This window comes from Kosakonia sp. R1.Fl (assembly GCF_023516815.1).
GTDB lineage: Bacteria > Pseudomonadota > Gammaproteobacteria > Enterobacterales > Enterobacteriaceae > Kosakonia.
In genome coordinates this window covers 2,058,134-2,081,104 of the sequence record NZ_JAMGSQ010000001.1, presented here as the reverse complement: position 1 = coordinate 2,081,104, position 22,971 = coordinate 2,058,134, and the positions used below count along the sequence as shown (strand labels likewise).

Below are 22,971 nucleotides of genomic sequence, written 5' to 3'. Positions count from 1 at the left end.
GAACAACCATGGCAGAGAAATTTACCCAACATACCGGCCTGGTCGTTCCGCTGGATGCCGCGAATGTGGATACCGACGCCATTATCCCGAAGCAGTTTTTGCAGAAGGTAACGCGCACCGGTTTTGGTGCCCATCTGTTTAACGACTGGCGTTTTCTGGATGACAAAGGCCAACAGCCGAACCCGGAGTTCGTGCTGAACTTCCCGCAATACAAAGGCGCATCGATTTTGCTGGCGCGGGAAAACTTTGGCTGCGGTTCGTCACGTGAACACGCGCCGTGGGCGTTGACCGATTACGGTTTCAAAGTGGTGATTGCGCCAAGTTTCGCCGACATCTTTTACGGCAACAGCTTTAACAACCAGCTGCTGCCGGTAACATTGAGCGATCACGAAGTGGATGAGCTCTTTACGCTGGTGCAGAGCAATCCGGGCATTACCTTTGAGGTGGATCTGCAAGCGCAAGTGGTGAAAGCGGGCGGGAAGTCTTACAGCTTCTCGATTGACGCCTTCCGCCGCCACTGCATGCTGAACGGTCTGGACAGCATCGGTCTGACGTTACAACACGACGATGCCATCGCCGCTTACGAAAACAAACAGCCCGCGTTTATGCGCTAACCAACAACAGGCCCGGTTTCCGGGCCTTTTTACGTTTATACGTCTTTAACGCGGCTGGTCAGCCACAGCGTCACCACCGAAATCACCGCAATGCCGATATAAACCGCGCCGTGACCATAGCTTTGCGCCAGCGCGCCCTGGATCACCCCGGCCAGGATCACGCCGGTCGAAATACTGTTGGTAAATAGCGTTGTCGCCGAACCAGCCCGCCCTGGCATCAGATCCTGAAACCACAACATGCCAATCCCGGCGATAATGCCGATAAACACCGCATTAAACAGTTGCAGGGAAAGTAACGCCGCCTGGCTGTGGAAAAAAATCAGGCCGATGTAGAACAGCACACCCGCGGCAACCGCGGTGACCATCATGCGCCTTTTACCGATGCGTTTGACCAAAAAGCCCGCCAGGATCATCGCCGGGATCTCCAGCCCTGCCGCCGTGCCCATTAAAATCCCGGCCAGTTTGTCGGGTAGCCCTAATTCCAGGCTAATCCACAGCGGCATATCAATGATGTACATGGTGTTGCAGGTCCACATCAGCGTGGAAGCAATAAACAGCATGCGTACATTTTTATCGCTCCAACCGCTGACCTGCGTCACCGCCACGTCGGCAGGTTGTTCAACACGCGCTACCGAAGGCAGCCAGAACGCCACCAGCACCAGGCTGATAACGAAAATCCCGGCGGCGATGGAAAACATGGCGGTAAAGCCATAATTAAGCGCCAGCATAAACGCCAGCGGCGGGCCAATCACCCACGCCAGCGAGAGTTGCGCGCGCATGACAGAACTGAACATCACCACTTCACGTGCAGAACTGTCCGCATACTCACGCGCCAGCGCGAAAAGCTGCGGCATGGCGGTATTTGCCAGCGACGCCAGCAGCACACCGCAGGTGATAAGCGTCAGATAGTGGCGGTTAAAGGCGAATAACAGCGCATTGCCCACCGCCATCAGGCAACAAAAGAGGATCAACTTGCGCCTGTCGCCCTGGTTGTCGGATCGTTTTGCCAGCCCAAGGCTGACAGCGATCCCGGCAATGGCGTTGACGGTATAAAACAGCCCGACCCAGAACGGCTCAGCGCCCACTTCCCGGCTCAGAAACAGGCTGAGCGTCGGTGCCTGTAGCGCTCCGGCGACTCCCATCATAAAGGCGACGATCATAAAAGCGACGTAAACGCCATTCAGGCGGCGTCCCATCGTCATTAACCAGAGCATGAATGTTTCCTTGTTAAAACGGGAAAAAGTGAAAGTGTAAAGCGTAAAAGGCGGCTGCCAGCATAAACGAAAAAAGCCAGCAAAAAACGTTTTGCTGGCGGGTGCATTCGCACTGAATACTCAGTCACACATGATGTCGGCGATTCAGTCCTTCGAGACCGGCGTTGTCACTTCCCACTGCATCAGCTCTTCCAGCATTTTCAGGCGCTGCCGTGCGCTCAGGCGGGCGAGCCAGCCCGCATCCTGCGTGGCATGAAAATAGTCCAGATAAAACCGTCGTATGGATGATCCCAGCATATGACCTCCTCGCTTTCATCGCAGAGAAGTATTGGCTTAATATAGGGATAAATAAATTGCTGAGTTTTCATCAGGAGTTCCCCTTTTATGTCGTCCGGCCGCCTGCAACAACAGTTCATCCGTCTGTGGCAATGCTGCGATGGGAAGTCACAAGAAACCACGCTCAACGAGCTGGCGGAGCTGCTTAGCTGCTCGCGCCGCCATATGCGTACCTTGCTTAACACCATGCAGGCGCGCGGCTGGCTGACATGGGATGCGGAAGCCGGCCGCGGCAAACGTTCACGCCTCACCTTCCTTTATACCGGCCTTGCGCTCCAGCAACAGCGCGCCGAAGACCTGCTGGAGCAGGATCGCATCGATCAACTGGTGCAACTGGTCGGCGATAAAAAGGCCGTACGCCAGATGCTGGTTTCGCATCTCGGCCGCAGTTTTCGCCAGGGGCGACATATTCTGCGGGTGCTTTACTACCGGCCACTGCGTAACCTGCTGCCAGGAAGCGCATTGCGTCGTTCCGAAACCCATATAGCGCGACAAATCTTCAGTGCCCTGACGCGCATAAATGAGGAAAACGGGGAACTGGAAGCGGATATCGCCCACCACTGGAAGCTGATTTCCCCTTTGCACTGGCGATTTTATTTACGCCCCGGCATTCATTTTCACCATGGCCGCGAGCTGGAAATGAGCGATGTAATTGCATCGCTGGAGCGCGCTACGGTCCTGCCGCTCTACTCGCATATCCGCGAAGTGCTCTCGCCGACGCCCTGGACGCTGGATATTCATCTCAGCCAGCCGGATAACTGGCTGCCGTGGTTGATGGGTCATGTGCCAGCAATGATTTTGCCGCGTGAATGGAACACGATAAGCAACTTCGCCAGCCAGCCGATTGGTACCGGCCCTTACGCCGTGACGCGCAATACCACTAACCAGCTAAAAATCCACGCCTTTGATGACTACTTCGGCTTTCGCGCCTTGATCGATGAAGTCAACGTCTGGGTGTTGCCGGATCTGAGCGATGAACCGACCAGCGGCCTGACGCTTGAGGGGCCAACAGACGGCGAAAAAGCGGTGGAAAGCCGCCTCGAAGAGGGCTGTTATTACCTGCTGTTTGATGCACGATCCAGCCGCGGCGCGAATCCGGCGGTCAGGGAGTGGGTCAGCCATGTGCTCTCCCCCACTAATCTGCTGTGGCACGCCAATGAGCAGTACCAACGCTACTGGTTCCCGGCTTACGGTCTGCTGCCGCGCTGGCACCATGCGCGCCCCGGCGGCGGTGAGAAACCGGCCGGTCTGGAAACGCTCACCATCACCTTCTACCGTGAACACAATGAACACGAGGCGCTTTCACGCACCATGAGCACGCTGCTGGCCGAACACGGCGTGAAGCTCATCGTGCAGGAAGTGGATTACGAGGAGTGGCATCGGGGCGAAGCTGAAAGCGATATCTGGCTCAACAGCGCCAATTTCACGCTGCCGCTGGATTTCTCGGTGTTCGCTAACCTCTACGAAGTGCCGCTGCTACAGCACTGTATTCCGCTCGACTGGCAGGCAGATGCCGCAAAATGGCGCAACGGGGAGATGAATCTTGCCGTCTGGTCGCAGCAGTTGCTCGCCAGTAAAGCCATCGTACCGTTGATCCACCACTGGCTGAGGATTCAGGGACAGCGCACCATGCGCGGGCTGCGCATGAACACGCTGGGCTGGTTCGACTTTAAATCCGCCTGGTTTGCGCCACCGGATCCATAAGGCTTTCGCATTTTTTACCAAATCATTACAATAGCGGCGTTCTCAACGGGGTGCTGCGCCATGCGCGTGTGCTGAGAAAATACCCGTCGAACCTGATCCGGATAACGCCGGCGAAGGGATTTGAGGCTGACTCTCAAAATCCTTTGCCACCCATTTTGAGGTGCAAAGTGTTAAAAAAATCACTGCCGTTCCTGCTGCTGATCGCAGCGCCTGTTTTTGCAAAACCCGTTCTGACCGTTTACACCTACGACTCCTTCTCTGCCGACTGGGGGCCAGGACCTGCGGTAAAAAAAGCCTTTGAAAGCGACTGCAACTGCGAGCTGAAATTCGTGGCGCTGGAAGATGGCGTTTCGCTGCTTAACCGCCTGCGCATGGAAGGCAAAAACAGCAAAGCCGACGTGGTGCTGGGGCTGGATAACAACCTGCTGGAAGCCGCGACACAAACCAAACTGTTCGCCAAAAGCGGCGTCGCTACCGAGGCGGTTAACGTGCCTGGCGGCTGGAAGAACGATACTTTTGTACCGTTCGACTACGGCTGGTTCGCGTTTGTCTACGATAAAAACAAACTGAAAAACCCGCCAAAAAGCCTGAAAGAGCTGGTCGAAAGCGATCAGAAATGGCGCGTTATTTACGAAGATCCGCGCACCAGCACGCCAGGCCTCGGCCTGCTACTGTGGATGCAGAAAGTCTATGGCGACAACGCCCCGCAAGCGTGGCAGAAACTGGCGGCCAAAACGGTCACCGTCACCAAAGGCTGGAGCGAAGCCTACGGCCTGTTCCTGAAAGGGGAAAGCGACCTGGTACTGAGCTATACCACTTCTCCGGCTTACCACATTATTGCCGAGAAGAAAGATAACTACGCGGCGGCGAATTTCAGCGAAGGCCACTATTTGCAGGTAGAAGTTGCCGCCCGCACCGCTGCCAGTAAACAGCCGGAACTGGCGGAAAAATTCCTCAAGTTTATGGTTTCGCCCGCGTTCCAGAACACTATCCCGGGCGGTAACTGGATGTACCCGGTCACCAATGTGACGCTGCCCGCGGGCTTCGACCAACTGGTGAAACCGCAAACCTCGCTGGAATACGCTTCGCAGGAGGTCGCGTCCCAGCGTGCAACCTGGATTAATGCATGGCAACGCGCCGTCAGCCGCTGATTGCTGGCTGGCTGCTGCCCGGTCTCACCGCCGCCACGTTGATGGTGGCGGTGGCGCTGGCAGCCTTTCTTGCGCTGTGGCAAAACGCCCCGTTCAGCGGGCTGGCTGATTTTTTCCAGGACAGCTACCTGTGGCATGTGGTGCGCTTCTCCTTCTGGCAAGCGTTTCTCTCCGCGCTGCTCTCGGTCGTACCGGCGATATTTCTTGCCCGCGCGCTCTACCGGCGGCGTTTTCCTGGCCGTCTCGCCTTGCTGCGCCTGTGCGCCATGACGCTGATCCTGCCGGTGCTGGTCGCCGTGTTCGGCATTCTCAGTGTGTATGGCCGCCAGGGCTGGCTGGCAACGCTCTGGCACACGCTTGGTCTGGAGTGGACATTCTCGCCATATGGCTTACAGGGAATTTTGCTGGCACACGTCTTTTTTAATTTGCCGATGGCCTCGCGCCTGCTGCTGCAAACGCTGGAGCAGATCCCCGGCGAGCAGCGCCAGCTTGCCGCACAACTGGGTATGCGCGGCTGGGCATTCTTCCGTTTTGTCGAATGGCCGTGGTTACGCCGCCAGATCCCGCCGGTCGCCGCGCTGATTTTTATGCTCTGCTTCGCCAGTTTCGCCACCGTGCTGTCGCTGGGCGGCGGGCCGCAGGCCACCACCATTGAACTGGCCATCTACCAGGCGCTCAGCTTCGATTTTGATCCCGCCCGCGCGGCCATGCTGGCGCTGATCCAGATGATCTGCTGCCTCGGGCTGGTGCTGCTCAGCCAGCGGATGAGCAAAGCGATCGCCGTGGGCAGCCATCAGATTACTGGCTGGCGCAACCCGGAGGATCGGCTGTTCAGCAAGGTCGCGGATATCACATTGATTGTGCTGGCTCTGTTATTACTGCTGCCGCCGCTGCTGGCAGTGATTGTCGATGGCCTCAATCTGAGCCTGATGAAAGTGCTGGCGGAGCCAGTCCTGTGGCAAGCGGTGTGGACATCACTGCGCATCGCACTGGGCGCAGGGCTATTGTGCGTTGTGCTGACCATGATGTTGTTGTGGAGCAGCCGGGAATTACGCGCGCGCCAGCAAATTATGGCCGGGCAAGTGCTGGAAATCAGCGGTATGTTGATCCTCGCGATGCCTGGGATCGTGCTGGCGACCGGCTTCTTTCTGCTGCTCAATAACAGCGTTGGCCTGCCCGCTTCCGCCGATGGCATCGTCATTTTCACCAATGCGCTGATGGCCATTCCTTATGCGCTGAAAGTGCTGGAAAACCCGATGCGCGATCTGGCTTCCCGCTACAGCATGCTGTGCCAGTCGCTGGGAATGCGGGGTTTTCAGCGCCTGCGCGTGGTCGAATTACGCGCGCTGAAACGCCCGCTGGCCCAGGCGCTGGCGTTTGCCTGTGTGCTGTCGATTGGCGATTTCGGCGTGGTGGCGTTATTTGGTAATGACGACTTTCGCACGCTGCCGTTTTATCTCTATCAGCAGATTGGGTCGTACCGCAGCCAGGACGGCGCGGTGACCGCGCTCATCTTGCTGCTGCTGTGCTTTTTCTTATTCACCGTGATTGAAAAACTTCCGGGCCGCCATGCTAAGACTGACTGATGTCACCTGGCTTTATCACCATCTGCCAATGCGCTTTTCCCTCTCAGTTACCCAGGGCGAGCAGATTGCCGTTCTCGGCCCAAGCGGCGCGGGAAAAAGCACGCTGCTGAACCTGGTAGCCGGGTTTCTTACTCCCGCCAGCGGCACAATCACCATCGCGGGCGAAGATCACACACACACGACGCCCTCGCAGCGCCCGGTATCGATGCTGTTTCAGGAAAATAACCTCTTTACTCATCTTACTGTGCGGCAAAACATCGGGCTGGGCTTAAACCCGGGCCTGAAGCTAAATAGCGACCAGCAGCATAAACTTGAGCAGATCGCCGAAACGATGGGGCTGGAATCACTGCTGGCGCGCCTGCCGGAGCAGCTTTCCGGTGGTCAGCGTCAGCGCGTGGCGCTGGCGCGCTGCCTGGTGCGTGAGCAGCCGGTGTTATTGCTTGATGAACCCTTTTCCGCACTCGACCCGGCGCTGCGCCAGGAGATGCTCGCGCTGGTACAGTCAGTATGTCAACGACAGCGGTTAACGCTGCTGATGGTGTCGCACAGTGTGGAGGATGCAGCGCGGATTGCCGAACGTTCGCTGGTGATTGCTGACGGGCGCATTGCGTGGGATGGTGACACGGACGCGCTGCTCAGCGGCAAATCGTCCGCGTCTGGTTTGCTGGGGATTCGCGGTCAGTGACCGCGAACAACGTCGCCTAAAATGTTGAGGTAAATCGGCATCAGCGGGTGCTGCGCCAGCGCGATCGCCGCAGCGACAGCGACCACCAGCGTGCCCGGTGCCAGCCATAACAGGCGGCGACGTGGCAGGTAGTTTGTCAAACGATCGACGCCAGCTTTTCCCGCACGCCACAACCGCCAGCACAACCAGCAGGCCAGCCACAGCAGCAGCGCGGTCAGCAACAACAGCCATTTGAAGTTGCCGCTTTGCATATCGGCGGGGATATCAATTACCGCACCGGCCAGAATACCGGGCAGGAAGTAGAACGGCGGCCACAGCAGGCAGCCAACAATATTCGGCGGCAAAAACTTGCGGATGGGCAGATCCAACATGCCGGCAACCATTGGGATCAGTGGGCGCGTCGGCCCGACAAAACGGCCAACCAGAATGGTAAATACGCTGTGCTGATGCAGCGCGTGTTCGGTTTTATCGAGCAGCGCTTTGTTCTTTTTCATAAACGACCAGCGGTGCAGCGGCCCCTTAAAACGCCAGCCCAGCCAGAAAGAGATCCAGTCGCCGAGCAGGCAGCCAACAATCCCCGCCAGCCACGCATGCCAGAAGTTCACTTCACCGCTGCCGATCAGCGCGCCGAGCGCCGCCATCATTACCGTGCCGGGTAAAATCAGCCCGACTAACGCCAGCGACTCAAAAAACGCCACCAGCATGATCGCCGCCAGCGAATACATGGCGGATTGGGTAATAAAGTGTTCCAGCAACGCTTCCATGAGGTGTCCTGTTCAGAATGAACGCTGGATTCTCCGGAGGTCATCCGCGAGCGTCAAGCTTTCAATTATCTGAAAATTTTACCGGTTATGTCACATTGCAGAACCTTTCATTGCCATTCTTTACCTTTTATTCACATCCGGCGCGGAATTCACTGGGGCTGGCACCAGTGCATTTTTTAAAAACCCGCGAGAAATAGAGCTGATCGTCAAAGCCGACATTGCGCCCTACGCTGGCAATTGGCATTCGTGTGGTGCTAAGCAGTAATTTTGCCTGGCTGATACGCTGATCTTCGCGCCAGCTCAGCACACTCACGCCCAGTTGCTGACGAAAAAGGTGTGACAGGCGCGAAGGTGACAAGCAAACATGCTGAGCAACGCTTGCGATATCAAAATGGTTATCCGCCAGGTGATCGCTAATGTACTGGCAAGCGTCGCGCACGCGGTTATCCAGCGGCGGGTGCAGCGATTCGTTAATCGCTTCCATGCGCCGCAGGAGCAGTTGTTCTAGCAGATTTATCGCCAGATGTTCCGCATAGCGCCCAACGCTTTGCCCGGCATCGATAATTTGCGCGAAAAGCTCGCGAAAACGCTCCATATGCGCATCATCAGGGCGGTAAAAACCGGTTTGCGCGAACAGTGTCGGCCAGTTCAGCCACTCGTGCCAGTAAGCGCGCGGACGGAAGTAAACCCACTGGTGATACCACTCGGTGGCGTCAGGATGACGCCCGTAGTGGTGAATTTCACCCGGCGGGAAAAGCAGAATATCGCCAGGGCGGCAAACAAACTGCTTGCCATGGTTCATCACCACACCCTCGCCGCGCACGGTGAGATTCAGGATATAGCCCTTCATGCCCAGCGGCCTGTCGATAAAAAAATCGAGATAACCGTCGGCTTCAATGGGGGTCAGCCCCGCCACCAGGTGCGCATTAAACGAGTACCCTGGCAGCAGTGGATCGTTCTGTGATTCAGCCATAAACGCAATACTCCCGTGCCTGGTAAAGAAACCAATTGTCCATATTGAGAATCCCGTCATTCCTCCGCCGTCCGCAGGCAAGGGGCATAAACACGCCAATTGTCTAATCCCGCCAGACAAAAGCGATTACGCCTTTTAAACGCCGTTGAACAGGGCAAAAAGGGATAACGGAAGTGTCTATAAAGGCGGCAGAAATGTCCACATCGAATTTTTGCACGGCGTCACACTTTGCGATGCCATAGCATTTTAATCCATAAGATTAGCGGATCCTGCCTGACGTTTTTTTCCGCCGCTCACTATCGTTTTTCTAACGGTTATTCTTCATGGAGCAAGATACATGGCAATCACAATTGGCCTCGATTTCGGCAGCGATTCAGTACGTGCGCTGGCGGTAGACTGCACATCCGGGGCGGAGATCGCCACCAGCGTCGAGTGGTATCCACGCTGGCAGGAGGGACGTTATTGCGATGCGCCGCATAACCAATTTCGCCACCACCCGCGCGATTACATCGAGTCGATGGAAGCGGCGCTGAAAAATGTGCTGGCAGAACTGAGCGACGCACAGCGCGCCGGGATCAAAGGCATTGGCGTCGATAGTACCGGTTCAACCCCCGCGCCGATTGATGCCGAAGGCCGCGTGCTGGCGCTGCGCCCGGAGTTTGCCGACAACCCGAACGCGATGTTTGTGTTGTGGAAAGATCACACCGCCGTCGAAGAGGCGGAAGCCATAACCCGCTTGTGCCATACCCCCGGCAAAACTGACTACTCGCGCTACATCGGCGGCATTTACTCCAGCGAATGGTTCTGGGCAAAAATCCTGCACGTTACCCGCGCGGATAGCGCCGTCGCGCAGGCTGCTGCGTCGTGGATCGAACTGTGTGACTGGGTTCCCGCCCTGCTCTCCGGCACCACGCGCCCGGAAGCCATTCGTCGCGGACGTTGCAGTGCCGGGCATAAATCTCTGTGGCACGAAAGCTGGGGTGGCCTGCCGCCCGCCGCATTCTTTGATGAACTCGATCCCATCATTAATAAACACCTGAACTGGCCGCTGTTTACCGACACGTATACCGCCGATATTCCCGTCGGCACGTTGACGGCCGAGTGGGCGCAGCGCCTTGGTTTGCCTGAATCCGTAGTGATTTCCGGCGGCGCGTTCGACTGCCATATGGGCGCAGTCGGCGCGGGCGCACAACCGAATACGCTGGTGAAAGTCATCGGTACGTCTACCTGCGACATTCTGATTGCCGACAAACAGAGCGTTGGTGAACGGGCGGTAAAAGGCATTTGTGGCCAGGTCGATGGCAGCGTAGTGCCGGACTTTATCGGCCTCGAAGCCGGGCAGTCCGCTTTTGGCGATATCTATGCCTGGTTTGGCCGCGTGCTTGGCTGGCCGCTGGAGCAGCTCGCGCAGCAACATCCTGAGCTGAAAGCGCAGATCAAAGCCAGCCAGAAACAACTCTTACCTGCCCTGACCGATGCGTGGGTAAAAAATCCATCGCTCGATCACCTGCCGGTGGTGCTGGACTGGTTTAACGGTCGCCGTACGCCAAATGCCAACCAGCGTCTGAAAGGGGTGATCACCGATTTGAATCTCGGCACCGACGCCCCGGCGCTGTTTGGCGGGTTGATTGCCGCAACCGCATTCGGCGCGCGCGCCATTATGGAGTGCTTCACCGAACAGGGTATTGCCGTCGACAACGTGATGGCGCTCGGCGGTATCGCACGTAAAAACCTCGGCGTAATGCAGGCCTGCTGCGATGTGCTGAACCGCCCATTACAGGTGGTTGAATCTGAACAGTGCTGCGCACTGGGTGCGGCGATTTTCGCCGCCGTCGCCGCGCAAGTGCATGCCGATATCCCGGCGGCGCAGCTGAAAATGGCCAGCGCCATCGAAAAAACCCTGCAACCGACCGCGCAGGCGCAACAGTTTGAACGCCTCTATCGCCGCTATCAGCAGTGGGCGAAGAGCGCCGAGCAACACTATCTCCCTTCAGCCGCGACAGTCTCGCAGGCCGCGTTAACTCATTAAGGACAAGATCATGACTATTTTCGACAATTATGAAGTGTGGTTCGTCATTGGCAGCCAGCACCTGTACGGGCCGGAAGCCCTGAAACAGGTGACGAAGCACGCCGAACAGGTGGTCAACGCCCTCAATGCGGAAGCGAAACTCCCCTGCAAACTGGTGCTGAAACCGCTGGGTACCACGCCGGATGAGATTACCCACATCTGCCGCGATGCTAACTACGACGATAAATGTGCCGGGATGGTGGTGTGGCTGCATACCTTCTCACCGGCGAAAATGTGGATTAACGGCCTCGCTATCCTCAATAAGCCGCTGCTGCAGTTCCACACCCAGTTCAATGCGTCCCTGCCGTGGGACAGCATCGACATGGACTTTATGAACCTCAACCAGACCGCGCACGGCGGCCGCGAGTTCGGCTTTATCGGCGCGCGTATGCGCCAGCAGCACAGTGTGGTGACCGGTCACTGGCAGGATAAACACGCCCATCAACGCATCGGCGCGTGGATGCGCCAGGCGGTATCAAAACAAGATACTCGCCAGCTGAAAGTGGTGCGTTTCGGCGACAACATGCGTGAAGTGGCGGTGACGGACGGCGATAAAGTGGCGGCACAAATCAAGTTCGGTTTCTCGGTCAATACCTGGGGCGTGGGCGATCTGGTGCAAGTAGTGAACGCCGTGAGCGATGGCGATGTCAACGCGCTGGTGGATGAGTATGAAAGCAGCTATCGCCTGACGGCTGCCGCGCAGGTTCATGGTGACAAACGCCAGAACGTGCTTGACGCCGCCCGTATCGAACTGGGCCTGAAACGCTTCCTCGAAGAGGGCGGTTTCCATGCCTTCACTACCACCTTTGAAGATCTGCACGGCCTGAAACAGCTACCGGGCCTGGCGGTACAGCGTTTGATGCAGCAAGGCTACGGCTTCGCCGGTGAAGGCGACTGGAAGACCGCCGCGCTGCTGCGCATCATGAAAGTGATGTCCGGCGGGCTGAACGGCGGCACCTCCTTTATGGAGGATTACACCTATCACTTTGAGCACGGCAACGATCTGGTGCTCGGCTCGCACATGCTGGAAGTCTGCCCTTCTATCGCCATCGACGAAAAACCGACGCTGGATGTGCAGTACCTCGGTATTGGCGGCAAAGCCGATCCGGCACGTCTGATTTTCTCCACCAAAACCGGCCCGGCGATTAACGCCAGCCTGATCGACTTAGGCGATCGTTTCCGCCTGTTGGTGAACTGCGTTGAGGCGGTGAAAACCCCGCACGATCTGCCGAAACTGCCGGTCGCCAACGCCCTGTGGAAAGCGCAGCCGGATCTGCCAACCGCCTCTGAAGCGTGGATCCTCGCCGGTGGCGCGCACCACACCGTCTTCAGCCAGGCACTGACGCTCGACGATATGCGCCAGTTCAGCGAGCTGCACGATCTTGAGCTGACGGTTATCGACAACGACACCCGCCTGCCTGCGTTTAAAGACGCGCTGCGCTGGAACGAAGTGTATTACGGTTCAAAACGTTAACAGGGAACACCCGGCCTGCTGCGGCAGGCCATCTTTCCTGGAGGAACGCATGTTAGAAGCATTGAAACAGCAGGTGCTGGAAGCCAACCTGGCGCTGCCGAAACATAACCTGGTCACGCTGACATGGGGCAACGTCAGTGCCGTTGATCGTACAAGCGGCTTGATGGTGATTAAACCTTCTGGCGTCGATTACAGCGTCATGACCGCTAACGATATGGTGGTCGTCAACATCACCACCGGCGAAGTAGTTGAAGGCACGAAAAAACCCTCTTCCGATACGCCGACTCACCGACTGCTGTACCAGGCGTTTCCGACCATCGGCGGCATTGTGCATACCCACTCTCGCCATGCCACCATCTGGTCGCAGGCTGGTCAGCCGATCCCGGCAACGGGCACCACCCATGCCGACTATTTTTATGGCGAGATCCCCTGTACCCGTAAGATGACCGACGAGGAGATCAACGGCGAATACGAGTGGGAAACCGGCAATGTGATCGTCGAAACCTTTGAGAAAAAAGGCATCGATCCGGCGCAAATGCCCGGCGTGCTGGTGCATTCTCACGGCCCGTTCGCGTGGGGCAAAAGCGCAGATGACGCGGTACATAACGCCATCGTGCTCGAAGAAGTGGCCTATATGGGTATTTTCTGCCGTCAGCTCGCGCCTGAATTACCCGCCATGCAACAAACGCTGCTGGATAAACACTATTTACGCAAGCACGGCGCAAAGGCTTACTACGGCCAATAGCTGTATAAAACCACAGCACTCAACAACAAACCAGGCTATAATCTCGCCTGGTTTTGTTTTATGAGAGACGGCTGTGGCGCAGGCGCAAGAAGGTTTTATTTTAACCCGACACTGGCGGGATACCCCCGGCGGAACCGAGGTCGAGTTCTGGCTGGCGACGGATAATGGCCCGCTGCGCCTCGTGCTGCCACCGCAAGAGTCGGTCGCCTTTATTCCCGCCGCGCAGGTGGAAAAGGTTAAGTTGCTGCTGCGAACCGAAAAGCAGTGGCGCTTAACGCCGCTGAACCTGAACGACTTTCACCGCCAGCCGGTATATGGCCTTTACTGCCGCGCCCATCGCCAACTGATGCGCATTGAAAAAATGCTGCGCGAGGACGGCATCACCATTTACGAAGCCGATATCCGCCCGCCGGAACGCTTTCTGATGGAGCGCTTTATCACCGCGCCGGTGTGGGTTGACGGCACGCCACAAGGTGCCGCGTTGGTTGACGCGCGGCTGAAACCCAGCCCGCACTATCGCCCACCGCTGAAATGGGTGTCGCTGGATATCGAAACCAGCCGCCATGGCGAGCTTTATTGCATCGGCCTGGAAGGCTGCGGGCAGCGCACGGTCTATATGCTCGGCCCGGAAAACGGCAGCGCGCAGGGGCTGGATTTTGAGCTGGAGTATGTTGCCAGCCGCCCACAACTGCTGGAAAAACTCAACGCCTGGTTTGCCACGCACGATCCGGATGTGATCATTGGCTGGAACGTCGTGCAATTCGATTTGCGCGTGCTGCAAAAAAGCGCCGAGCGCTACCGCGTACCGCTGACGCTCGGGCGTAACGGCAGCGAGCTGGAGTGGCGCGAACACGGTTTTAAGAATGGCGTCTTCTTCGCACAGGCCACCGGCAGGCTGATTATTGACGGGATTGAAGCGCTGAAATCCGCGTTCTGGAACTTCTCGTCGTTCTCGCTGGAAGCGGTCTCCCGAGAGTTGCTTGGCGAAGGCAAAGCGATTGATAACCCGTGGGATCGCATGGATGAGATCGACCGGCGTTTCGCAGAAGATAAACCCGCGCTCGCCACCTATAACCTGAAAGATTGTGAACTGGTGACGCGCATCTTTCACAAGACGGAGATCATGCCGTTTTTGCTGGAGCGCGCCACGGTAAACGGTTTGCCCGTCGATCGCCACGGCGGTTCGGTGGCGGCCTTCAGCCACCTCTATTTTCCGCGCATGCACCGCGCAGGCTATGTCGCGCCGAATCTCGGTGGCGTGCCGCCGCAGGCCAGCCCCGGCGGTTATGTGATGGATTCGCGCCCCGGCCTGTACGACTCGGTGCTGGTACTGGATTACAAAAGCCTCTACCCCTCTATTATCCGCACTTTCCTGATCGACCCCGTCGGACTGGTTGAAGGCATGGCGCAGCCGGATAACACGCACAGCACCGAGGGGTTTCTGGGCGCATGGTTTTCGCGTGAAAAACACTGCCTGCCGGGGATTGTCGGGCAGATCTGGCACGGGCGTGATGAGGCCAAACGTCACGGCAACAAGCCGCTATCGCAAGCGCTGAAGATCATTATGAATGCGTTTTACGGCGTGCTCGGCACCAGCGCCTGCCGCTTTTTCGATCCGCGGCTGGCATCATCGATCACTATGCGTGGCCACGAGATCATGCGCCAGACCAAAGCGCTGATTGAAGCGCAGGGTTACGACGTTATCTATGGCGACACGGACTCCACCTTCGTCTGGCTAAAGAAAGCCCACAGCGAAGAGGATGCCGCGCGTATTGGCCGCGCGCTGGTTGAACACGTCAACGGCTGGTGGTCGACGCATCTTAAAAGCCAGCAACTGGAAAGCGCGCTGGAACTGGAGTTTGAAACCCATTTCTGCCGGTTTCTGATGCCCACCATTCGCGGCACTGAACAGGGTAGCAAAAAGCGTTACGCCGGGATGATTCAGGAAGGCGAGAACCAGCGCATGGTGTTTAAGGGGCTGGAAACCGTGCGTACCGACTGGACACCGCTGGCGCAGCAGTTCCAGCAAACGCTCTACCTGCGCGTGTTTCGCAATGAGCCTTATCAGGACTATGTGCGCGAAACCATTGCCAGCCTGATGGCGGGCGAACTCGACGATCAGCTTATTTATCGCAAGCGCCTGCGCAGAGCGCTTTCCGAATATGAACGTAATGTGCCGCCGCACGTGCGCGCTGCACGGCTGGCGGATGAAGAGAACCGCAAACGGGGCCGCCCGGCGCAGTATCAGAACCGCGGCACCATCAAGTATGTCTGGACCACCAGCGGGCCGGAACCGGTGGATTACCAACACTCGCCGCTCGATTACGATCACTACCTGAGTAAACAGTTACAGCCGGTTGCCGAGGGAATTCTGCCTTTCATTGACGACGACTTTGCTACACTACTTACAGGGCAGCTGGGACTCTTTTGAGTTTTATCTATCGCGTTTCCCGGCTTGCAACACTACCGCTATACCCTGGCTATTTCAGGTTTGTGCCGCCATGCGGCGCGAAAGACGGCAGGTATAGGTAGTGACGAAAGGGATTGCTTCCTTTACCATAGCGCCCTTCCTTTTTCTGGCCCCAAATTTTATACGCCCGCCTGCCTTCAGGCGGTGACGAACTATTGCCTGCAATTTGAGATATAGAGTTCATTTATGCCCTTTACACTTGGTCAACGCTGGATTAGCGACACGGAAAGCGAACTCGGACTTGGCACAGTCGTCGCAATGGATGCGCGCACGGTCACCCTCCTTTTTCCGGCCACGGGTGAAAACCGTCTGTACGCTCGCAGCGACTCTCCGGTTACCCGCGTGATGTTCAACCCCGGTGATACGGTGACCAGCCATGATGGCTGGCAGCTCACAATTGAAGACGTAAAAGAGGAAAACGGGCTGCTCGCTTACACCGGCACACGCCTGGATACGCAGGAAAGCAATGTCACCCTGCGCGAAGTGTTGCTCGACAGCAAACTGGTGTTCAGCAAACCGCAAGACCGCTTATTCGCCGGGCAGATCGACCGTATGGATCGCTTCGCGCTGCGTTTTCGCGCACGTAAATACCAAAGTGAGCAGTACCGTATGCCGTGGAGCGGCTTGCGTGGCCAGCGCACCAACCTGATCCCGCACCAGTTGCACATCGCTCACGATGTGGGCCGTCGCCATGCGCCGCGCGTGCTGCTGGCAGATGAAGTGGGTCTTGGCAAAACCATCGAAGCCGGGATGATCCTGCATCAACAACTGCTTGCTGGCGCGGCTGAACGCGTGCTGATCGTGGTGCCGGAAACCCTGCAACATCAGTGGCTGGTTGAAATGCTGCGCCGCTTCAACCTGCGTTTTGCCCTGTTTGACGATGAACGTTACGCCGAAGCGCAGCACGATGCCGACAACCCGTTCGACACTGAGCAACTGGTGATTTGCTCGCTCGACTTCGTGCGCCGCAACAAGCAGCGCCTGGAGCACCTGTGCGATGCCGAATGGGATCTGCTGGTGGTCGACGAAGCGCATCACCTGGTGTGGAGCGAAAACGAAGCCAGCCGTGAATATCAGGCAATTGAGCAACTGGCCGAGCGCGTACCGGGCATTCTGCTGCTGACCGCCACCCCGGAACAACTGGGGATGGAGAGCCACTTTGCCCGCCTGCGCTTGCTGGATCCGAACCGTTTCCATGATTTCGCCCGGTTCGTTGAAAAGCAGCAAAACTACCGTCCGGTCGCCGACGCCGTGGCCCTGCTGCTGGCGGGTGAACGCCTGAGCAACGATGAACTCAATATGTTGAGCGATCTAGTGGGCGAGCAAGATATCGAACCGCTGCTGCAAACCGCCAACAGCGATCGCGAAGGCGCGACTGCCGCGCGTCAGGAACTGATTTCCATGCTGATGGATCGACACGGCACCAGCCGTGTGCTGTTCCGCAACACCCGTAACGGTGTAAAAGGGTTCCCGAAACGCGAATTGCACACCGTTAAGCTGCCGCTGCCAACGCAGTATCAGACGGCGATTAAAGTCTCCGGCATTATGGGTGCACGTAAAAGCCAGGAAGAGCGTGCCCGCGACATGCTCTACCCGGAGCAAATTTATCAGGAATTCGAAGGCGATACCGGAACATGGTGGAACTTCGACCCGCGCGTTGAGTGGCTGATGGGCTACCTCACCAGCCACCGTTCACAAAAAGTGCTGGTGATCTGCGCCAAAGCCGCCACCGCGCTGCAACTGGAGCAGGTGCTGCGCGAACGCGAAGGCATCCGTGCGGCGGTGTTCCATGAAGGTATGTCGATCATTGAACGCGATCGCGCAGCGGCATGGTTCGGCGAAGAGGACAGTGGCGCGCAGGTTCTGCTGTGCTCGGAAATTGGTTCTGAAGGGCGTAACTTCCAGTTCGCCAGCCATCTGGTGATGTTCGATCTGCCGTTCAACCCGGATCTGCTGGAGCAGCGCATCGGTCGTCTGGATCGTATTGGTCAGGCGCACGATATTCAGATCCATGTGCCTTATCTGGAGAAAACCGCGCAGTCCGTGCTGGTGCGCTGGTATCACGAAGGGCTGGACGCCTTCGAGCACACCTGCCCGACCGGGCGCACTATTTACGATAGCGTTCACAATGAGCTGATTAATTACCTGGCGGCACCGGAAAATACTGATGGTTTTGATCAGTTGATCAAAACCTGCCGTGAGCAGCACGACGCGCTGAAAGCACAGCTGGAACAAGGCCGCGACCGCTTGCTGGAGATCCACTCTAACGGCGGTGAGAAAGCACAGGCGCTGGCGGAAAGTATTGCCGAGCAGGACGACGACACGGCACTTATCGCCTTCGCCATGAACCTGTTCGATATCATAGGTATTAACCAGGACGATCGCGGTGAAAACATGATCGTGCTGACGCCATCGGATCACATGCTGGTGCCGGACTTCCCGGGCCTGCCGGAAGATGGCTGCACCATCACTTTCGATCGCGATGTCGCGCTTTCGCGCGAAGACGCGCAGTTTGTCACCTGGGAACATCCGATCATTCGTAACGGTCTGGATCTGATCCTTTCTGGCGATACCGGCAGCAGCACGATTTCGCTGCTGAAAAACAAAGCGCTGCCGGTCGGTACGCTGCTGCTGGAGCTGATCTACGTGGTGGAAGCGCAGGCACCGAAACAGCTGCAACTTAATCGCTTCCTGCCGTCGACGCCGATCCGCTTGCTGGTGGATAAAAACGGCACCAACCTCGCCGGTCAGGTGGAGTTCGAAAGCTTCAACCGCCAGCTCAGCGCGGTGAACCGCCATACCGGCAGCAAGCTGGTGAACGCAGTACAGCAGGAGGTTCACACTATTTTGCAAAAAGGCGAAACGCAGGTGGAAGCCGCCGCGCGCGAGCTGATTGACGCCGCGCGCAGCGAAGCGGATGAAAAACTGTCGGCGGAACTGGCGCGCCTGGAAGCGTTAAAAGCGGTTAACCCCAATATCCGCGACGACGAACTGGCCGCTATTGAGAGCAACCGCCAGCAAGTGCTGGAAAGCCTGGCGCAGGCGAGCTGGCGGCTTGATGCGCTGCGTTTGATTGTTGTGACGCACCAATAACGGAGCCCCATGGTGATGGAACCCTACAATCCACCGCAGGATCCCTGGCTGGTTATTCTTTATCAGGATCAACACATTATGGTCGTCAACAAGCCCAGCGGCTTGTTGTCGGTGCCAGGGCGTCTGGATGAGCACAAAGACAGCGTGATGACGCGCATTCAGCGCGACTTCCCGCAGGCGGAATCCGTACATCGCCTGGATATGGCGACCAGCGGTGTGATTGTGGTGGCGCTTACTAAAGATGCCGAGCGTGAGTTAAAACGCCAGTTCCGCGAACGTGAGCCGAAAAAGCAATATCTGGCACGCGTTTGGGGTCACCCGGAAAAAGCCGAAGGGCTGGTGGATTTACCGCTGATTTGCGACTGGCCGAACAGACCAAAGCAGAAAGTGTGTTTTGAAACCGGCAAAGCGGCGCAGACCGAGTATGAAGTGCTGGCGTTTGATGAGGATGGCACCGCTCGCGTACGTCTGAAGCCGATTACCGGGCGCTCACATCAGCTTCGCGTACATATGTTAGCGTTAGGTCACCCGATTCTCGGTGACCGTTTTTACGCCACACCAGAAGCGCTGGCAATGGCTCCGCGTTTGCAACTGCATGCTGAGACGCTAACCATCACCCATCCGGCGTTTGGCAACAGCATGACGTTTAAAGCGCCGGTGGATTTTTAAATCACTCTCCCGGTCTGACGACCGGGAGAGTTCAATGGCGTTAGCGAAAACCCTTCTGCTCGCGAATCAACTCGTAAGCTTTCTGAATTTCCTGCGCTTTTTGTTTCGCCATCTCCATCATCTCTGGCGGCAGACCTTTCGCCACCAGTTTGTCCGGATGATGCTCGCCCATCAGCTTACGGTAGGCGCGCTTGATGGTGGTTGCATCGTCTGACGGCTTCACGCCCAGAACATTACAGGCATCTTCCAGCGTCGGGCCGCGTTGCGCCTGCTGCCAGCCACCACCGCCCGCTTGCTGCTGATGCTGGTAACCACCGCCAAACTGCGCCCCGCCCTGCATCATGCGCAGAAACTGATCGAATTGCAGACGCGAAATCCCAAGCTCCTCAGCGATCACGTACAGCACTTCACGTTCGCTGGGGTGCAAAGAGCCATCGGCGAAGGCCGCCTGGATTTGTATTTCCAGAAACATCCTAATCAAGTCGAAACGTCCGAAGCAGACGCTGCGAAACTGACGCATCTTGTCGCGTAACGGGTAATTATCCGTTTTGCCGACGCGAAACGCCTGCTGCGCTGCGCTGCGCGACTCGCCGTGCAGGTTCATGCGATCCATAAACAGGCTGGCGACCTGGATATCCGCTTCGGTTACCCGGCCTTTCGATTTGGTTAGATGCCCCATCACCTCGAAGGTGGTGGCGAAAAAGAGCGTCTGGCGTTCGCGCTGGTTGGCAAACCACGCCATTTTCCGGCTGCGCGCCTTGTCAAAAAAGTGCCCGATTAACAACCCAAGAACCGCGCCCCAAAAGCCGCCGCCCATGAAAAGAGCGATGACAACCCCAACCACTTTCCCCCAATACTGCATATACTCCCCAAATCGTCATGCCGTCGGCTAAAATTTGCTTTATCATACCCGTCATTCTATGCCATGCACAGGCGCAGTCTTCTCCCCCTGGCTCGAACGCGGGCAGGATTAAAACTAGCGTTGCAAAGGCGAGTAAGTTAGTCTCAGACCGTTTGCCAGCGTAAAGCCACAGATGACGGAACAACAAATACAACGTATGAAAAAACGTATCCCCACCCTCCTGGCCACCATGATTGGCTCCGCCCTTTACAGCCAGCAGGGGATGGCAGCCGATCTTGCCTCGCAGTGTATGCTTGGCGTTCCCAGCTACAACCGCCCCCTGGTACAGGGCGACACCAATAATTTGCCGGTGACGATCAATGCCGATCACGCAAAAGGCAACTACCCTGACGATGCCGTTTTTACCGGCAATGTCGACATTAATCAGGGAAATAGCCGTTTGCAGGCCGATGAGGTGCAGCTTCATCAGCAGCAGCCGGAAGGTCAGACGGACCCGGTTCGCACAGTGGATGCACTCGGTAATGTGCACTATGACGATAACCAGGTCATCCTGAAAGGTCCTAAAGGTTGGTCAAACCTGAATACCAAAGACACCAACGTCTGGCAAGGTGATTACCAGATGGTGGGTCGTCAGGGTCGCGGTACCGCCGATCTGATGAAACAGCGTGGACAAAACCGCTACACCATTCTGGACAATGGGATGTTTACCTCCTGCCTGCCTGGGTCAAACACCTGGAGCGTTGTCGGCAGCGAAGTTATTCAGGATCGCCAGGAACAGGTTGCGGAAATCTGGAATGCGCGCTTTAAGCTCGGCCCGGTGCCGGTGTTCTATAGCCCTTATCTGCAGTTACCTATCGGCGACAAACGCCGTTCAGGTTTCCTGATCCCCAATGCCAAGTACAGCACGACGAACTATTTCGAGTTCTATCTGCCGTACTACTGGAACATTGCGCCGAATATGGATGCGACGATCACGCCGCACTACATCCATAAACGGGGCAATATACAGTGGGAAAACGAATTCCGTTATCTGACGCAGGCTGGTGCTGGTCTTATTGAGTTCGATTACCTGCCGTCAGACAAAGTGTTTCAGAATGAATACCCTAGCGAAGGGGAGCGTCACCGCTGGCTGTTTTACTGGCAACATGCCGGGGTAATGGATCAAGTGTGGAGGTTTAACGCCAATTACACGAAGGTCAGCGATCCACACTACTTTAACGATTTTTCGTCGAAATATGGTTCCAGTACAGACGGCTATGCCACGCAGATTTTCAGTGCGGGTTATGGAGTAGAGAACTTCAATGCCACAGTGACAACCAAACAGTTCCAGGTATTTAATCGCCAGAACAGTAACTCGTACGCTGCGCTCCCGCAGGTGGATGTTAACTGGTATCACAACGATCTGGGTCCGTTTGATTTCCGTATGTACGGCCAGGCCGTGAAATTTACCAATACAAATTCGAGTTTACCTGAAGCGACGCGTGTGCATCTGGAACCAACGCTCAGTCTGCCAGTGTCCAATGAATGGAGCAGCCTGAACACCGAAGTGAAAATGCTGGCAACCCACTACCAGCAGAGCAATATCGATAATACAAACTATAAAGAGTCCGTTAGCCGCGTTATGCCGCAATTTAAAACGGACGGGAAATTGGTGTTTGAGCGCGATATGAACTGGGCGGAGGGCTACACCCAGACGCTGGAACCGCGCGCTCAATACTTGTATGTGCCGTATCGCGATCAGAGCCACATCAACAACTACGACTCCTCACTGCTGCAATCCGACTACAGCGGGCTATTCCGCGACCGTACTTATGGCGGTCTGGATCGTATCGCCTCCGCGAACCAGGTTACTACCGGCGTCACAACCCGCATTTATGATGAAGCGGCGGTTGAACGTTTTAACGTTTCTGTTGGTCAAATCTACTATTTCACCGAGTCCCGTACCGGTGATGACAACATTAACTGGGAGAAAGACAACAAAACAGGTTCGCTGGTCTGGGCAGGCGATACGTACTGGCGTATCTCCGATCGTTGGGGCCTACGCGGCGGGGTACAGTATGACACCCGTCTGAATAATATCGCTAACAGCAGCTCGTCGCTGGAGTATCGCCGCGATGAAGACCGTATGCTGCAATTGAGCTACCGTTACGCCAGCCCGGAATACATTCAGGCTACGCTGCCAAACTATGCAACCGCAGCGCAGTATAAAGAGGGTATTTCGCAGGTAGGTGCGGCAGGAAGCTGGCCAATTGCGGACCGCTGGTCCATCGTCGGTGCGTACTATTTCGATACCAATACCAGTAAACCTGCCGATCAGATGGTGGGTCTGCAATATAACTCCTGCTGTTATGCGATTCGCGTTGGCTATGAGCGCAAAATCAACGGCTGGGAAAATGAACAAAGCAAATATGACAAAGTCATCGGTTTCAACATTGAGCTGCGCGGCTTGAGCTCCAACTACGGTCTGGGAACGCAACAAATGCTGCGTTCGAACATTCTGCCGTACCGTAGCTCTCTGTGATCTATTTGATTTGCAACATAATCCGCATTGCGGTTAATTGAA

General features: G+C 56.6%; 17 protein-coding genes and 1 riboswitch. Of the genes, 12 read left to right on the top strand and 5 right to left on the bottom strand.

What is annotated here, in order from left to right; genetic code table 11:
- Positions 1–8: 8 nt before the first annotated feature.
- Positions 9–614: a 3-isopropylmalate dehydratase small subunit gene (gene leuD / locus M8Q36_RS09680; RefSeq protein ID WP_249880744.1), complete on the top strand. Its 606-nt coding sequence runs from the start codon at positions 9–11 to the stop codon at positions 612–614.
- Positions 615–649: 35 nt separating this feature from the next.
- Here leuD and M8Q36_RS09675 read toward each other — a convergent pair whose 3' ends face one another.
- Positions 650–1,828 (bottom strand): sugar efflux transporter, encoded by a 1,179-nt coding sequence (locus M8Q36_RS09675; RefSeq protein ID WP_249880743.1) that lies wholly within the window; start codon positions 1,826–1,828, stop codon positions 650–652.
- 144 nt (positions 1,829–1,972) lie between these two features.
- Complete coding sequence (gene sgrT / locus M8Q36_RS09670; RefSeq protein WP_200552670.1) at positions 1,973–2,125, bottom strand: glucose uptake inhibitor SgrT; 153 nt, start codon at positions 2,123–2,125, stop codon at positions 1,973–1,975.
- 87 nt (positions 2,126–2,212) lie between these two features.
- On the opposite strand from sgrT, the gene sgrR reads away from it, so the two are divergent.
- From sgrR to thiQ, 4 genes are all read left to right on the top strand, one after another.
- Entirely contained in the window at positions 2,213–3,868 is a 1,656-nt protein-coding gene (sgrR, locus tag M8Q36_RS09665) for an HTH-type transcriptional regulator SgrR (protein ID WP_249880742.1), read from the top strand.
- A 36-nt stretch (positions 3,869–3,904) separates the two neighbouring features.
- Positions 3,905–4,005, top strand: a riboswitch (TPP riboswitch).
- 30 nt (positions 4,006–4,035) lie between these two features.
- Positions 4,036–5,019 (top strand): thiamine ABC transporter substrate binding subunit, encoded by a 984-nt coding sequence (gene thiB, locus M8Q36_RS09660; protein WP_249880741.1) that lies wholly within the window; start codon positions 4,036–4,038, stop codon positions 5,017–5,019.
- Positions 4,995–6,605 (top strand): thiamine/thiamine pyrophosphate ABC transporter permease ThiP, encoded by a 1,611-nt coding sequence (gene thiP, locus M8Q36_RS09655; RefSeq protein WP_249880740.1) that lies wholly within the window; start codon positions 4,995–4,997, stop codon positions 6,603–6,605. Before thiB ends, thiP begins: the two co-directional genes overlap by 25 nt.
- Entirely contained in the window at positions 6,589–7,290 is a 702-nt protein-coding gene (thiQ, locus tag M8Q36_RS09650) for a thiamine ABC transporter ATP-binding protein ThiQ (protein ID WP_249880739.1), read from the top strand. Before thiP ends, thiQ begins: the two co-directional genes overlap by 17 nt.
- Here thiQ and M8Q36_RS09645 read toward each other — a convergent pair.
- Complete coding sequence (locus M8Q36_RS09645; RefSeq protein WP_249880738.1) at positions 7,284–8,054, bottom strand: DedA family protein; 771 nt, start codon at positions 8,052–8,054, stop codon at positions 7,284–7,286. The genes thiQ and M8Q36_RS09645 overlap by 7 nt on opposite strands.
- 127 nt (positions 8,055–8,181) lie before the next feature.
- A complete protein-coding gene (araC, locus tag M8Q36_RS09640) occupies positions 8,182–9,027 on the bottom strand; it encodes an arabinose operon transcriptional regulator AraC (protein ID WP_017457904.1) in 846 nt (281 codons plus the stop codon).
- 337 nt (positions 9,028–9,364) lie between these two features.
- Here araC and araB point away from each other — a divergent pair, with 337 nt between their 5' ends.
- From araB to rluA, 6 genes are all read left to right on the top strand, one after another.
- Complete coding sequence (gene araB, locus M8Q36_RS09635; RefSeq protein WP_249880737.1) at positions 9,365–11,056, top strand: ribulokinase; 1,692 nt, start codon at positions 9,365–9,367, stop codon at positions 11,054–11,056.
- 10 nt (positions 11,057–11,066) lie between these two features.
- Positions 11,067–12,569, top strand: a complete 1,503-nt coding sequence (gene araA / locus M8Q36_RS09630) for an L-arabinose isomerase (RefSeq protein WP_020456522.1) — start codon at positions 11,067–11,069, stop codon at positions 12,567–12,569.
- Between the two features lie 49 nt (positions 12,570–12,618).
- Complete coding sequence (araD, locus tag M8Q36_RS09625) at positions 12,619–13,314, top strand: L-ribulose-5-phosphate 4-epimerase (RefSeq protein ID WP_249880736.1); 696 nt, start codon at positions 12,619–12,621, stop codon at positions 13,312–13,314.
- Between the two features lie 73 nt (positions 13,315–13,387).
- Positions 13,388–15,745, top strand: coding sequence for a DNA polymerase II (gene polB / locus M8Q36_RS09620; protein WP_249880735.1), 2,358 nt, complete (start codon positions 13,388–13,390; stop codon positions 15,743–15,745).
- 225 nt (positions 15,746–15,970) lie between these two features.
- The gene (gene rapA, locus M8Q36_RS09615) at positions 15,971–18,877 is read left to right on the top strand and encodes an RNA polymerase-associated protein RapA (RefSeq protein ID WP_249880734.1); all 2,907 of its coding nucleotides are present in this window, start codon (positions 15,971–15,973) and stop codon (positions 18,875–18,877) included.
- Between the two features lie 9 nt (positions 18,878–18,886).
- Entirely contained in the window at positions 18,887–19,546 is a 660-nt protein-coding gene (gene rluA / locus M8Q36_RS09610) for a bifunctional tRNA pseudouridine(32) synthase/23S rRNA pseudouridine(746) synthase RluA (RefSeq protein ID WP_200552680.1), read from the top strand.
- A 40-nt stretch (positions 19,547–19,586) separates the two neighbouring features.
- Here rluA and djlA read toward each other — a convergent pair whose 3' ends face one another.
- On the bottom strand, positions 19,587–20,408 hold the full coding sequence (gene djlA, locus M8Q36_RS09605) for a co-chaperone DjlA (protein ID WP_020456517.1): 822 nt from the start codon (positions 20,406–20,408) through the stop codon (positions 19,587–19,589).
- A 196-nt stretch (positions 20,409–20,604) separates the two neighbouring features.
- Between djlA and lptD the strand changes: the two genes are divergently transcribed.
- Positions 20,605–22,929 carry an LPS assembly protein LptD gene (gene lptD, locus M8Q36_RS09600; protein WP_249880733.1) on the top strand — a complete coding sequence of 775 codons (2,325 nt, stop codon included), beginning with the start codon at positions 20,605–20,607 and terminating at the stop codon, positions 22,927–22,929.
- The last annotated feature ends 42 nt before the right edge of the window (positions 22,930–22,971 follow it).